12 protein-coding genes are annotated in these 14333 nt (G+C 60.1%); 5 read left to right on the plus strand and 7 right to left on the minus strand.

Going from position 1 to position 14333, the window contains the following annotated elements; all coding sequences use genetic code 11:
• Positions 1 to 121: 121 nt before the first annotated feature.
• Positions 122 to 2407: a TonB-dependent receptor gene (locus tag HX793_RS05105; RefSeq protein ID WP_177050285.1), complete on the minus strand. Its 2286-nt coding sequence runs from the start codon at positions 2405 to 2407 to the stop codon at positions 122 to 124.
• A gap of 206 nt (positions 2408 to 2613) precedes the next feature.
• Here HX793_RS05105 and HX793_RS05110 point away from each other — a divergent pair, with 206 nt between their 5' ends.
• Both HX793_RS05110 and HX793_RS05115 read left to right on the plus strand, forming a co-directional pair.
• Positions 2614 to 3294 (plus strand): Fe2+-dependent dioxygenase, encoded by a 681-nt coding sequence (locus HX793_RS05110; RefSeq protein WP_016976258.1) that lies wholly within the window; start codon positions 2614 to 2616, stop codon positions 3292 to 3294.
• A gap of 1 nt (position 3295) precedes the next feature.
• Positions 3296 to 4045: a tetratricopeptide repeat protein gene (locus HX793_RS05115; protein ID WP_016976257.1), complete on the plus strand. Its 750-nt coding sequence runs from the start codon at positions 3296 to 3298 to the stop codon at positions 4043 to 4045.
• A gap of 48 nt (positions 4046 to 4093) precedes the next feature.
• Here HX793_RS05115 and HX793_RS05120 read toward each other — a convergent pair whose 3' ends face one another.
• From HX793_RS05120 to HX793_RS05140, 5 genes are all read right to left on the minus strand, one after another.
• A complete protein-coding gene (locus HX793_RS05120) occupies positions 4094 to 5257 on the minus strand; it encodes a type III PLP-dependent enzyme (RefSeq protein ID WP_016976256.1) in 1164 nt (387 codons plus the stop codon).
• A 478-nt stretch (positions 5258 to 5735) separates the two neighbouring features.
• Entirely contained in the window at positions 5736 to 6893 is a 1158-nt protein-coding gene (locus HX793_RS05125) for an osmoprotectant ABC transporter ATP-binding protein OsmV (RefSeq protein ID WP_003188471.1), read from the minus strand.
• The gene (locus HX793_RS05130) at positions 6890 to 7543 is read right to left on the minus strand and encodes an ABC transporter permease (protein WP_010213201.1); all 654 of its coding nucleotides are present in this window, start codon (positions 7541 to 7543) and stop codon (positions 6890 to 6892) included. The genes HX793_RS05125 and HX793_RS05130 overlap by 4 nt, the downstream gene beginning before the upstream one ends.
• Before the next feature lie 9 nt (positions 7544 to 7552).
• Complete coding sequence (locus tag HX793_RS05135) at positions 7553 to 8449, minus strand: glycine betaine ABC transporter substrate-binding protein (protein ID WP_177094966.1); 897 nt, start codon at positions 8447 to 8449, stop codon at positions 7553 to 7555.
• 9 nt (positions 8450 to 8458) lie between these two features.
• Positions 8459 to 9175: an ABC transporter permease gene (locus tag HX793_RS05140; RefSeq protein ID WP_016976254.1), complete on the minus strand. Its 717-nt coding sequence runs from the start codon at positions 9173 to 9175 to the stop codon at positions 8459 to 8461.
• A 331-nt stretch (positions 9176 to 9506) separates the two neighbouring features.
• Between HX793_RS05140 and HX793_RS05145 the strand changes: the two genes are divergently transcribed.
• The 3 genes from HX793_RS05145 (at position 9507) to HX793_RS05155 (ending at position 11810) form a co-directional block, all read left to right on the plus strand.
• On the plus strand, positions 9507 to 11090 hold the full coding sequence (locus tag HX793_RS05145) for a peptide chain release factor 3 (RefSeq protein ID WP_010213196.1): 1584 nt from the start codon (positions 9507 to 9509) through the stop codon (positions 11088 to 11090).
• 123 nt (positions 11091 to 11213) lie between these two features.
• Positions 11214 to 11459 carry a hypothetical protein gene (locus tag HX793_RS05150; protein ID WP_095014692.1) on the plus strand — a complete coding sequence of 82 codons (246 nt, stop codon included), beginning with the start codon at positions 11214 to 11216 and terminating at the stop codon, positions 11457 to 11459.
• Positions 11460 to 11555: 96 nt separating this feature from the next.
• Positions 11556 to 11810 carry a hypothetical protein gene (locus tag HX793_RS05155; protein WP_016976252.1) on the plus strand — a complete coding sequence of 85 codons (255 nt, stop codon included), beginning with the start codon at positions 11556 to 11558 and terminating at the stop codon, positions 11808 to 11810.
• 66 nt (positions 11811 to 11876) lie between these two features.
• Here HX793_RS05155 and HX793_RS05160 read toward each other — a convergent pair whose 3' ends face one another.
• Positions 11877 to 14135: a TonB-dependent siderophore receptor gene (locus tag HX793_RS05160; RefSeq protein WP_016976251.1), complete on the minus strand. Its 2259-nt coding sequence runs from the start codon at positions 14133 to 14135 to the stop codon at positions 11877 to 11879.
• Positions 14136 to 14333 lie beyond the last annotated feature (198 nt).

Here is a 14333-nt window from a genome sequence, read left to right on the forward strand (position 1 = left end):
CTATCCGGATATGTAGGGCACGGCGCGCATTATGCCGTGGCTTGTCGAGAAACATTCTGTTTTACACGCAAAAGCCCCACGCATCCGATGCGTGGGGCTTTTTGCTGCGTGGTGTGGCTGTTTAGAAGTGGAAGCTGGTGGACAGCAGGGCCGTGCGACCGGCCGCCTGGTTGGCGAAGTGTGTCGAGAAGGCTTTGTCGTAATACAGCTTGTCCGTCAGGTTTTGTACGTTCAATTGCAGGTCGACGTTCTTGGTCAGCTTGTAACTGGCCATGGCGTCGTAGCGGGTGTAGGACGGTACATACACGGTGTTGCCCGCATCGCCATAAACCTGGTCCACGTAGAACGCGCCGCCACCGATGGTGAGCTTGGACGTGACGTCGTAGGTGGTCCACAGGCTGAAGGTGTTCTTCGGCGTGTTGGGCATTTGGTTGCCTTTGCTCGACCCCGAGCTGACCACACCGTTGCGACCGTTCAGGCCGGATTTGACCAACTCGCTGTCGAGGTAGCTGTAGCCGGCGAACACTTGCCATTGATCGGTGATCTTGCCGCTGGCAGACAGTTCCAGGCCGTCGACTTGGGACTCACCGGCGTTCTGATAGGTCAGGGCGTCGACCAGGATGCGCGTGTTTTTCTTCTCGGTACGGAACACCGCGGCGGTCAGGGACAGGCGATCGTGGAACAGGTCCCACTTGGTGCCCAGCTCGTAGTTGACGGTTTCTTCCGGCTGCAAGTCGCTGCTGGCGGCACCGGCAGACAGAGGGTTGCCGTCCGATCCTTCACCGACCAGGCCGCCGGCTGGCGTCGCCGACGTGGCGTAAGACGCATAGATGCTGGCGTTTTCCACCGGCTTCCAGACCAGGCCGGCCTGCCAGTTGAAGAATTGGCTGTCTTCTTTGATTTTGCTGCGGCCGGTCGCGGAATCGGTGTTGGCAACGGTGTCAAAGGTGTCGTAGCGCAGGCCGACGTTCAGCAACCATTTCGGGTCCAGTTCAATGGTGTCGAATACGTAGGCGCCACGGCTGGTGGCCTTGGTGGTGGTGCCGTAATAGTTGCGCGCGATGTTGCCGGTCCAGGCGTCATCCGGGTTCGGGTTGCTCAGGGAGGTGCACTGGCCGCCCAGGCTGCCTTTGGCGACGGTGCAGGTCGGGTTGGCGTTGGGGCTAATGTTATAGCTGCTCACGCGGGTTTCTTCACCGGTGAATTCCAGGCCGGTGGAGTAGCTGTGCTTGAAGCCCAGTGCCTGGAAGCTGCCGAACAGGTCGGTCTGGTTGGTGGTGGTGGTTGTGGTCGAAACCCGGCTGTTGGCGCGACGCCACACGGTGCCGTATTTGTTGACGTTGAGCTTGCTGTCATCCGGCTGCGTCAGGATGTAATCCTGCCCGGTGCTGCCATGACGCAGGGTGTTTTTCAGGGTCATGTTGTCGTTCAGGTCGTGCTCGACGGAGAACGTGCTGATGTCGGCGCGAGTCTTGCGGAAGTCGCGGCTCTTGAGGCCGTAGAAGTTGTTGCTGTCGCCGCCGTCGTTGGGTTTGTCATGTCCGTGGGATGTCGCGGTCGACGAGCCGTAACCGTAGGGAATCCCGGAGTCCGGCAGATCGTTGCTTTCCAGGTGGTAGTAGCTGAGGTTGACGCGGGTCGGGGTGCCCAGGCCAAACGTCAGCGACGGAGCGACGCCCCAGCGGTCGTAGTTGATCGCGTCACGACCGGCCACGTTCTGTTCGTGGCTCATCAGGTTCAGGCGGAACGCAGCGCTGTCGTCGAGGAACTGACGGTTCACGTCGAGTACGTAGCGGCGGGTCTGGTCGGAACCGTAGGTGAAACCGCCGTTGGTGAAGTCCCGCGCTTGTGGGGTCTTGCTCACCAGATTGAGGCTGCCACCGGCCGAGCCACGACCGCCGAACGAAGAGTTCGGGCCTTTGCTGACCTCGATCGACTCGATGTCGAAGATCTCACGGCTCTGGCCGCCGGTGTCGCGCACGCCATCCAGGTAGGTGTCGCCCTGGGCGTCAAAACCACGGATAAACGGGCGGTCGCCCTGGGGGTTGCCGCCTTCGCCGGCGCCAAACGTGATGCCCGGCACGGTGCGCAAGGCATCCTGCAATGAGGTGGCGGCGGTGTCCTTGAGCACTTGTTGCGGCACCACGGTGACTGAGCGCGGTGTGTCCACCAGCGGCGCGGTGTATTTCTGCGACGAGGCTTTTTCGACCTGGTAGGAGGTGTTGTCCTGTTCTTCGCCAGTAATACTGGTGGCGCCCAGGGAGATGCTGTTGCGCTGGCCTTTTTGTTCAGTGTCTTCGGCCGCTTGCGCCAGATGGGCGACAGAGCTGGCGCTGAGGGCAACGCCGATGGCCGAAGCCAGCATGCGTGGTGAACTGGCAGGTATTTTTGTAGTGGTGCGCGACATGACGTGTCCTTTCCCCAAGGATGTGAGGCCGCGGAATATAGTGTTAACAAGTATTTCTATCAATTGCGATACATTGCCAATTGCACTGAATTTACATTCTTTACACTTTTTGCTTACGGTTTTTACGAACTCATTCGTCTGCTGCGTTTTACAGGGCGGATAAGAATCATTACCATTGATGTCTATTTGATTTCAGGTGTTGCCCCATGTTGCTGCACATTCCCGGCCTGTTCTCTCGTGAGGAAGTGCAGCGCATTCGCCAGGCCCTGGAAACCGCCGATTGGGCCGACGGTAAAATCACCGCCGGGCACCAGTCCGCCAAGGCCAAGCACAACCTGCAATTGCCCGAAGGCCACCCGCTCGCCAAGGAAATCGGCGCGGCGATGCTGGAGCGTTTGTGGCAGAACCCGTTGTTTATGTCGGCGGCGTTACCGCACAAGGTCTTCCCTCCGTTGCTCAACTGCTACACCGCTGGCGGCAGTTTCGATTTTCACATCGACAACGCCGTGCGCCAGCCCAAAGGTAGCCATGAGCGGGTGCGCACTGATTTGTCATCCACCTTGTTTTTCAGCGACCCCGATGAATACGACGGCGGCGAACTGGAGATCCAGGACACCTTCGGCCTGCAGCGCGTAAAGTTGCCGGCCGGCGACATGGTGCTGTACCCCGGTTCCAGCCTGCATAAAGTCAACGCCGTGACCCGCGGCGCGCGCTACGCCTCGTTCTTCTGGACCCAAAGTCTGGTGCGCGAAGACAGCCAGCGCACGCTGCTGTTCGAAATGGACGGTGCGATCCAGCAACTGAGCGCCGACGTGCCCGACCACCCCGCGCTGATCCAGCTCACCGGTACCTACCACAACCTGTTGCGCCGCTGGGTCGAGGTCTGACATGGGCTTCTTGTTGCGTCGTGAAGAAGTGCTCAACGTCGAGCAACTGCAAAGCATGCTTGATGATTCCCCCGTGCGCGCCGCCCAAGCGATCCTGGTGGCGGCAAAGGAGGGCGTGGTCGATGCCCAGGCGCTGCTCGGGCAGATCCTGCTGGAAGGGCGTGGCATTGCCCGCGATGAAGCGCTGGCATTGCGCTGGTTCCAGATTGCGGCAAAGGGCGGGCACTTGATGGCGCGCAATATGACCGGGCGGTGTTTGGAGCATGGCTGGGGTTGCGCGGCGGATGAAGCGGCAGCGGCGCGAGAATACCGTTTGGCCGCCGAAGCCGGTTTGGATTGGGCGCAATACAACTACGCCAATCTGCTGGCCACCGGACGCGGTATTGCCGAAGACCAGCAACAAGCGCTGAGCCTATACCGCCAGGCAGCGGAACAAGGCCATGCCAAGTCGATGAACTTGTTGGGGCGTTATCTGGAAGACGGTCAATGCTGTCCAAGAGATTTGGGCGCCGCCGTAGAGTGGTATCGATGCTCCGCCGAAGCCGGGGATTTTCGCGGGCAGTTCAGTTATGCGGCGGTGTTGGCTGACAGGGGGCAAATCGAAGCAGCGCTGGAGTGGTTGCGCAAAGCGTTGGCGGGCGGGAACCTGAAGTTCTTGCGCACAGCGCACCAGGCACTCTCAGCGGCGAACGATCCACAGATCAGAGCAATGGCAGAGGCCTACCGGGAGCGCGCAGGCAGCCTTTCTTAAGGCGTAAAAAACCCATGACTTGTCATGGGTTTTTTTGCTGCAGCCGTTTTACACGTAGAAGGATTTCAGCGGCGGAAAGCCATTGAACTCAACCGCGCTGTAGCTGGTGGTGTAGGCACCGGTCGACAACCAGTACAGACGATCACCAATCGCCAGGTTCAGCGGCAGGCCGTACTTGTAGTTCTCGTACATGATGTCGGCGCTGTCGCAGGTTGGGCCGGCAATGACCACTTCTTCCATCTCGCCTTTCTTCTCGGTCCAGATCGGGAACTTGATGGCTTCGTCCATGGTTTCGATCAGGCCGGAGAACTTGCCCACATCCGTGTACACCCAACGCTCGACGGCGGTACGGGATTTACGCGCCACCAGGACCACTTCGCTGACCAGGATGCCGGCGTTGGCGATCAACGAACGGCCCGGCTCCAGGATGATTTCCGGCAGGTCGTCGCCGAAGTCTTCCTTGAGGAAACGGATGATTTCTTCAGCGTAGGTTTCCAGGCTGTTGGTGCGGGTGATGTAGTTGGCCGGGAAGCCGCCGCCCATGTTGATCAGCTTGAGGTGGATACCGTCTTCTTCCTTCAGGCGTTCGAAGATCACTTTGACCTTGGCGATCGCCGCGTCCCACACGCTGATATCGCGCTGTTGCGAACCCACGTGGAACGAGATGCCGTAAGGCACCAGGCCCAGGTCACGGGCCAGGATCAGCAGGTCCATGGCCATGTCGGTCTGGCAGCCGAATTTGCGCGACAAAGGCCAGTCAGCGGTGGTCGAGCCTTCGGTGAGAATACGTACATACACTTTCGAACCCGGTGCGGCCTTGGCGATGTTGCGCAGGTCGGCTTCGGAGTCGGTGGAGAACAGACGCACGCCCTTCTCATAGAAGTAGCGGATGTCCTTGGATTTCTTGATGGTGTTGCCGTAGCTGATGCGGTCGGCGCTGACGCCACGGCCCAGTACTTTATCCAGCTCGTAGATCGAGGCGATGTCGAAGCTCGAACCTTTATCCTTGAGCAGGTCGATGATCTCGACGGCCGGGTTGGCCTTGACCGCGTAATAGACCTTGGCGAATTCGAAACCGGCGCGCAGGTCATCGTAGGCCTGGCTGATCATCGCGGTGTCGATCACCACGAACGGGGTTTCTTGCTTGTCGGCGAACGCCTTCATTTTGTCAAAAGTGGCGCGCGCGAAATAATCTTCGACGTTGATCGACATGCTGGGAACTCCTAAGGGCAAACTAGATTGATCAATGGGTGCAAATGAACGTCCTCCGTATCCCCACTTTGGTTCGCCTACTTCCCAAGGCATGTCGCCGAAAGCAAAAAGGCCATGGGAATAACCGCTTCCCTTGGCCTTGCTGTCTCGTCGTCAGTACTTGAGCCGGATGGATCGTTTCCAGCATGGACGTTCGGCGCGAACTTTAGGGCGTGAGGGGCTTGAGATCAACTAAAAATGTCGCGTTTTTGCACGCGTTCGTCGCGCGAACCCGTGCAGCTACTTATGTAACCGACCGGTGTGACGGAATGATGTTCCCCGGAGGGGGCAAATCAGCGGGATTTCCCTGACACACCCCAGACCCAATGTGGGAGCGGGCTTGCTCGCGAAAGCGGTGTATCAGTCAACATATTCAGTGACTGACACTCCGCTTTCGCGAGCAAGCCCGCTCCCACATTTTTGACTGCGTGGTGTCAGGTCAGGCGAGGGCAGTCTCAGCAGGCGAAACAATACTGGTCTTGCCCCCACGCGACTTACCAGAGCTCAGGTACTCGGCAATCGACTCCTGCGTCACTTCCCCAAGGAACACCCGCTCCGCATCCATCACTGGCAACCACGACCGGTTGAACTCGTACATACGCGACAGCAGGATGCGCAAATGCTCGTCATACGCCGCCGTGGCGTTGAACTCGCGCAGGTACTGGCCGCAGGTACCGGCCTGACGGTGCAGGTCGCGACGTCGTACATAACCCAGCGCCTTGTTCTCGGCACAGGTCACCACCACATAGCGGCGGTCATGTTCGTCCATCAATTCCAGCGCATCGGCCACCGGGGTTTCCGGGCTCACCGACGGCGCGTTATCCGCCGCATCTTCGGCCTTCACCAGCAGCAGGCGCTTGAGGGTGCTGTCCTGGCCCACGAAGTTGCTGACGAACTCGTCGGCCGGGTGCGCCAGCAGCGTGTCCGGATGATCGATCTGCAGCAGCTTGCCGGCACGGAAGATGGCGATCTTGTCGCCCAGCTTGATCGCCTCGTCGATGTCGTGGCTGACCATGATCACGGTCTTGTTCAGCGCGCGTTGCATCTCGAAGAATTCGTTCTGGATCATCTCGCGGTTGATCGGGTCGACCGCGCCGAACGGTTCGTCCATCAGCAGCAGCGGCGCATCGGCCGCCAGTGCGCGGATCACGCCGATCCGCTGTTGCTGGCCACCGGACAATTCACGTGGGTAGCGGTGCAAATACTGCTTGGGTTCCAGCTTGATCATGCTCATCAACTCGCGGGCGCGGTCGTGGCATTTTTGCTTGTCCCAACCGAGCAATTTCGGCACGACCACGATGTTTTCCTCGATGGTCATGTTCGGGAACAGGCCGATCTGCTGGATCACATAACCGATGTTGCGACGCAGGGTCACTTCGTCGAGGTCAGTGGTGTCTTCGCCATTGATCAGGATCTTGCCCGAGGTGGGCTTGATCAGGCGGTTGATCATCTTCAGCGTGGTGCTTTTGCCGCAGCCGGAGGGGCCGAGGAACACGCAAATCTCGCCTTCATTGACGGTCAGGCTTACATCGTTCACGGCAGTGACAGTCTTGCCGTTGCTTTGGAAGGTCTTGGACAGGTTTTGAAGTTCGATCATTTGAGCAATCCTTTTGGAGTCAGCGAGCGTTGCAGCCATTGCAAGAGCAGGTCGGCGAAGATGGCCAGGAGACTGACCAGCACGGCGCCGACGATCAGCATCGACATGTCGCTGCGGCTGATGGAAGCCAGAATAAGTACACCCAGGCCACCGGCGCCGATGGTGGCGGCGATGGTCATCACACCGATGTTCATCACCACGGCGGTGCGTACACCGGCGAGGATCACCGGCACGGCGATGGGCAGCTCGACCATGCGCAGGCGCTGGCCGAAGGTCATGCCGATGCCGCGTGCGGCTTCGCGAATGCCCGGCTCCACGCCGGTGAGCGCGAGGTAGGTGTTACGCATGATCGGCAGCAGGGAGTAGAGGAACACGGCGGTAATCGCCGGCATCGGCCCCAGGCCCTGGCCGAATTTGGAGTAGAACGGCAACAGCAGGCCGAACAGCGCGATGGACGGCACGGTCAGCAACACCGTGGCGCTGGCTTGCAGCGGGCCTGCGAGCGTCGGGAAACGCGTCATCAGAATGCCCAGGGGCACGCCGATCAGGATCGCGAGGATCACGGCGATACCGACCAGGGTGATGTGTTGTCCAGTGAGTTGCAGGACTTGGGCCCAATCAAGATGGGAAAAGGCGTTCAGGAATTCCATGTCTTCTCCTTATTGATTGATCGGATGCTGGCGCAGGAAGTCGGCGGCAACCGCCGAAGGGCTTTCGTGGTCGACGTCGACCCGCGCGTTGAGTTGGCGCATGGTTTCGTCGTCGAACAGATCGGCCAGTGGCTTGAGGTCAGCGGCCAGTTCCGGGTGGGCGTCGAGATACACCTGACGCACCACGGGGGCGGCGGTGTAGTCCGGGAAGTAGTGCTTGTCGTCTGCCAGCAGCTTCAATTTGAAGGCGTTCAGGCGACCGTCGGTGGTGTAGACCAAACCGGCAAACACCTGGCCATTACGCAGCGCGGTGTAGACCAGGCCCGCGTCCATCTGCCGGGTGTTTTTGCGCGTGAGGTTCATGTCGTACAGCTTGACCATGCCGGCCAGGCCGTCGGAGCGGTTGGCGAACTCGGTGTCCAGGGCCACCAGGCGGTTGCTCTTGGCGTCTTGCGCGACGGCCAGGGTCAGGTCGCTGATGCTGTTGATCTCGGGATGCTCAGCCGCAACTTTCTCCGGCAGCGCCAGGGCGTAGGTGTTGCTGAAGCGCGACGGGGAGAGCCAGACCAGGCCTTTTTTCGCGTCGAGTTCTTTCACCCGAGCGTAGGACTGTTCGCTGTCGAGTTTCTCGTCGACATGGTTGTAGGCCACCAGCGACACGCCGGTGTATTCCCAGATCAAATCCAGCTGCCCGCTTTCCTGGGCACTGCGCGCCAGGTTGCTGCCCAGGCCGCCGGTCACGCGGGTGTCATAGCCCTTGGTGCGCAGGTATTGGGAGGTGATTTCGGCCAGCAGGGTCTGTTCGGTGAACACCCGGGCGCCGATGCGGATCACCGGTTTTTCGGCGGCTTGCGCAATGCCTGCAAACAGCAGGACGCAGCTCAGTATCAAGGTCAGTTTTTTCATGTCGGTTCCTTAAGACGCACGCAGCCCGCGTTCCAGCCAGAGGCGGCTGGCCAGGGTCACCAGGCCATCAAGCAGCAAGGCCAGCAGTGCGGTACACGCGGCACCGAGCAGCAATTGCGGCTGGTTGTTCAGGGCGATGCCAGGGAAGATCAGGCTGCCCAGGCTGTTGGCGCCAATCAGGAACGCCAATGGCGCGGTGCCGACGTTGATCGCCAGGGCCACCCGTACGCCACCGATGATGATCGGCACGGCGTTGGGCAATTCCACGCGAAACAGCACCTGGCGCGGCGTCATACCGATGCCGGTGGCGGCTTCTTTCAGGGAGCCCTGTACGTTTTTCAACCCTTCATAGGTGTTGCGCACGATAGGCAGGAGGGAGGCGAGGAACAGCGCGAAGATCGCCGGGCCGCTGCCGATTCCGAGGACGCCGAGGGCGATGGCCAGTACGGCCAGGGGAGGGACGGTATTGCCGATGTTGAAGATCTGCATGAAGCGTTCTGCGCGCCCGACCATGTGCGGTCGGCTGAGCAGGATACCGGCGGGGATGCCCACAACGAGGGCCGCCAGCATGGAGACAAGAACGAGGATCAAGTGAGCTTGCAGGTAAAACAACAAATCGTCGCGGTACAGTTCGATCGTGTTGATGCCGATCCAGTGGATCAGCAGGGCCAGGAGGGCGACGACAACCGCTCCTCCTATCAGCCCTTTGCCATAGCGAATAGCCACAGGCGGACTCCTTTTTTCTTCTGTCGGCGTCCACATTTCCGAGCGGCAATGCCATTCCTGGCTGTCGGCAAATGTGGTCGCGAAATGCAGCTCGTCGATACCGGCAACGCGGTAAAAATCCGAGCCATGAGCGCAGCCTCGTCAGGCTAACTTGCTGATTTATCAGCCCCTGTGCCGAGTGCGGTAGCAGGGGAGTGGACGTCTCGACCTTTTAAAAGGTTCCATACTTGGCAGCATTTAGCCACCCCTAATCGGGTGAACGGTGGTCCGGCCCCTGGGGTTTGCGCTATACTCGCCGCCCTTTTTTGACTCACCTGCCAGGCGATTTCCCATGACCCACCAGGCCGCCGAAGTCGCGAAACGCCGCACTTTCGCCATTATTTCCCACCCCGATGCCGGTAAAACCACCATCACCGAGAAACTCTTGCTGATGGGCAAGGCAATCGCGGTGGCCGGCACGGTGAAATCCCGCAAATCCGACCGCCATGCCACCTCCGACTGGATGGAAATGGAAAAACAACGGGGTATTTCCATTACCACGTCGGTCATGCAGTTCCCGTATCGCGACCACATGGTCAACCTGCTCGACACCCCGGGCCACGAAGACTTCTCCGAAGACACCTACCGCACCCTGACCGCGGTGGACTCGGCGTTGATGGTCCTCGACGGCGGTAAAGGCGTCGAGCCACGTACCATTGCCTTGATGGACGTGTGCCGTCTGCGTGACACCCCTATCGTCAGCTTCATCAACAAACTCGACCGCGACATCCGTGACCCGATCGAGCTGTTGGACGAAATCGAAGCCGTCCTGAAGATCAAGGCCGCGCCGATCACCTGGCCGATTGGTTGCTATCGCGACTTCAAGGGCGTGTACCACCTGGCCGACGACTACATCATTGTCTACACCGCCGGCCACGGTCACGAGCGCACCGAAACCAAGATCATCGAGAAACTCGACTCAGACGAAGCCCGCGCCCACCTGGGTGACGAGTACGACCGTTTTGTCGACCAGCTGGAACTGGTGCAGGGCGCCTGCCATGAGTTCAACCAGCAGGAATTCCTCGATGGCCAACTGACCCCGGTGTTCTTCGGTACCGCCCTGGGCAACTTCGGTGTCGACCACGTGCTCGACGCCGTGGTGGATTGGGCCCCGCGCCCATTGGCCCGTGTCGCCAACGAACGCACCGTGGAACCGGTCGAAGAGAAATTCACCGGCTTCGTGTTCAAGATCCAAGCGAACATGGACCCAAAACACCGCGACCGTATCGCTTTCATGCGCATCTGCTCCGGCAAATACGAAAAAGGCATGAAGATGCGCCACGTGCGCACCGGCAAGGACGTACGCATCGGCGACGCCCTGACATTCTTCTCCTCCGAGCGTGAACAGCTCGAAGAAGCCTACGCCGGCGACATCATCGGCCTGCACAACCACGGCACCATCCAGATCGGTGACACCTTCACCGAAGGCGAAGCCCTGGGCTTCACCGGTATCCCGCACTTCGCCCCGGAACTGTTCCGTCGCGTGCGCCTGCGTGACCCGCTCAAGTCCAAGCAACTTCGCCAAGGCTTGCAGCAATTGGCGGAAGAGGGCGCCACCCAGGTGTTCTTCCCCGAGCGCAGCAACGACATCATTCTCGGCGCCGTCGGTGTGCTGCAGTTCGATGTGGTCGCCAGCCGCTTGAAAGAGGAATACAAGGTTGAGTGCTCGTATGAGCCGATCACCGTGTACTCCGCGCGCTGGATCGATTGCAGCGATAAGAAGAAGTTGGAAGAGTTCTCCAACAAGGCTGTGGAAAACCTGGCGGTCGACGGTGGTGGTCACCTGACCTACCTGGCGCCGACCCGGGTGAACCTGGCGTTGATGGAAGAGCGCTGGCCGGATGTTAAATTCCGTGCGACCCGTGAGCACCATTAAGGTCTGAGCGGTAAAGAAAAGGGCGAAGCTATTATGGCTTCGCCCTTTTTTGTGGCGAGAGTGGCGTATCGGGTCTAGTTTTTTGGGTGCAGGATTTATCCACTGATTGAAAAGGAAAGCGCTGTGCCTAGTGTCAAACGCATCATCTGCTGGGTGCTGTTAGCCGGTCTGGGACTGTCCACGGTCCCGGCCCTGGCGGGCGCTGGCGTTCCTCAATGGAAAGACACCGGCCCCGTCACCAAGAAAAAGCAGCAGGAAGTCAACTCCGGCAGTTGGAAGCCCCAAGCCCAGCCCGCGCCGAAGGAAGACCAGGAAAACCCCTACAATGAGGGCGAGGACAGTGAAACCTATGACGACGGCGAAACCTGATGCCTGGCGCAAACCCGGCATCGGGACTAGCGTCAAGGCTGGCGGCGGTAAACGGCTGTCGCGTGGGATCTACCTACTGACTGGACGGAATCAACCATGAGTATTTTTCAACGCGTTGTGTTGTTGATAAAAGTGATGGTGTTGTTGTCGTTGGGAATGTCGTCGGCCTGGGCGCATAACCCGGTGCAGAGCGGTGTTGTGTCGTCGGGGCATAACCAGGATCTGCAACTGGCCAAGTCCGAGGCAGAGCCTGGCGACAAGGGGCAGGGTGGCAGCGAGGACGACGATGACTCCACCACCGACGAGCCGGACAGCGATGATCCGGACGCTGAAGGCGACAGCCAGACATAGTCACAGCCAGAAACAAAACCGCCCGGCTAGCCGGGCGGAGTCCGTTATGTGCTCGCAGTGTTTCGATCAGAACGATGTAGTCACCGACGCAAAGTAAGCGCGGCCGGGTTCGTTATAGGTCTGGGCACCGGCGTCGTCGGCGTTGCCTTTGCGGTACAGGCGCTTGTCCAGCAAGTTGTTGATGCCGACGCGTACGCTGAGGTTTTTGTTGAACTCGTAACCGCTGCTCAAGCCCATCAACCCGTACGGGTCGACATCCTGTTGGGCGCTGCGATCGTAGCTGCTGGCGCTGCGCGAGTTGAGCGTCGGCGATTCCTGCTTGCCGTAATAGGTGCCGCTGACCTGGAACGAGAGTTTGTCGGTGGCTTGCCAGTCCAGCGTGGTGTTGACGGTGTACTTGGGAATGATGCTCAGCGGCTCGCCGGTGTCCTTGTCCTTGGAGTCGATCATGTAGGTCAGGTTGGTGTTCCAGTCCAGGTCGTTGCGCAGGCTTACGAACAGGTTGCCCTCGACCCCCTGCACCAGAGCCGGCCCGCTGTTTTCCCATTGCAGCACACGACGGCCATTGGCCAGGCGGAACGCCGCCTCGTTGCTGGCATTGATCTTGTTCTTGTAGTCATTGCGGAAGTAGGTCGCGCTGGTGCGCCAGGTGCCCTTGTCGTAGGCCAGGCCGATTTCCTTGTTGACGCTGATTTCCGGCTTCAGGTCCCGGTTACCCACCAGATAGCAGCCGCCCAGGTTGGCTTCGCTGGCGTTGCACCCGTTGCCACGGCTGTACAGCAAGTAGTTCGGGTTCGACTGGTACAGGTTGGGCGTTTTGTACGCCCGGGCGATACCGCCCTTGAGGCTCAGTTCGTCGGTCAACTGGTGCGAGGCGTTGAGGCTGGGGCTCCAGTTGCCGCCAAACTCTTCATGATCGTCGAAGCGCAGACCGGGGGTGACGATGGTCTTGCTGCCCACCTCGATGTTGTCTTCGGCAAACAGCGCGTAGCTCGACGCGGTGGTCTTGGTGCTGCTGCGATTGACACCCGGGATGCCTGGCACGCCGCCGGTGCCCGGGTCGTAGGTTTGCGGGCGCAACGAGCCCGGATCGTTCATCGACTCGTAGAGGTACTCACTGCCCAGCGTCAGCACTTGCTCGGCGCCAAAGCTCAGTGGCAGGTTGACCTCGGCGGTGGCTCGGGTGTTACGCAGGCGCGATTCGAAACGGCCGGCTGTGGCGGAAGGCGCACCTTCATTGGCACCGGCCAGCCCTTCATTGAGGCGCTCGTTGCGGGTCAGGTCGTGAGTCAACGAGGCGAGGGTCGAGCCCCAGTCAAATTCGCCACGGTGAGTCGCCGAGAAGCTGCTGCGCTGAATCACGCTGGTTTCCTTGCCCACCAGGCTGTTTACGAAGTTGCCACCGCCGTTGAGCATGGTGTCGCCGGCGAAGATATTGCCCTGGCGGCTGTAGCTGGCTTCCAGGTCGAGGGTTTGCTCCGGGGTGAATTGCCAACTCAACAAGCCGTTGACGTCTTTGTTGCGCACGCCTTCGCGGCCGGCCACCAGCGAATCGGCCGTCGCTTGCTCGGTGCGGTTGATGTCGGAATCGTCGGCGTCGGTCTTGCTCAGGCCGCCGTAGACGCGAAACGCCAGGGAGTCGGTCAACGGGCCGCTGAGGTTGAAGTTGGTGCGCTTGCTCGCGCCTTCGGCGTCGTCTTCGGGAAATGAGGTGTAGGCGGTCAGCGAGCCGTGCAATTGGTCGGTCGGTCGCTTGGTGATGATGTTGACCACCCCGCCCATGGCGCCCGAGCCGTAACGGGCTGCGGCCGGACCGCGCAGGATTTCGATGCGTTCGACTTCTTCGGCCGGCACCCAGTTGGTTTCGCCACGGGTGTCGCGGTCACCGCTCCAGCCGTAACGCACGGCGTTGCGTGAGGTCGACGGCTTGCCATCGATCAGGATCAGGGTGTTTTCCGGGCCCATGCCGCGCAGGTCGATCTGACGGTTGTTGCCACGGCTGCCGCTGGAACTGTTGCCGGTCAGGTTGACGCCCGGCTCGCGACGGATGATGTCCGACAGGTCATTGGTGGGCGGGCGCTTCTTGATGTCCTCGGCGGTGATGATCGACACGCCGGGGGCTTGTTTGAGTTCTTCTGCCGCCGTCCCGAGTACGCGGGTGACCTCCAGCTCCAAGGCCTGTGGCGTGCCGTCTACGGGAAGGTCTGTCGCTTCGATCGGTACTTTGTCGCGTTCTCTTTCCAGGGCATCCGCCAGCAGGGCAGGCGAAGAGAAGGCAGCGATAAACGCCAGGGAGAAATGGCTGAGCCTGAATCGAGACGACATGTCCGCAAAGTCCTTTAGAGGGCGATTGAACGAGATGCGCCTGAGTCGCCGTCTGGTAGCGAACGTGCATTCAGGCGCTCTCCTTGCGCCGGAATGGTATTGATTCTCAAATAAAAGTAAATTGCATTTACAATCTATACACTTTCAAAGAGGCTCTAAACCCGCATCTGCAGGCCGCGACACCTGGAAATGCGAGGG

It is taken from the genome of Pseudomonas reactans, assembly GCF_013387025.1.
GTDB classification, from domain to species: Bacteria; Pseudomonadota; Gammaproteobacteria; order Pseudomonadales; family Pseudomonadaceae; genus Aquipseudomonas; species Aquipseudomonas reactans.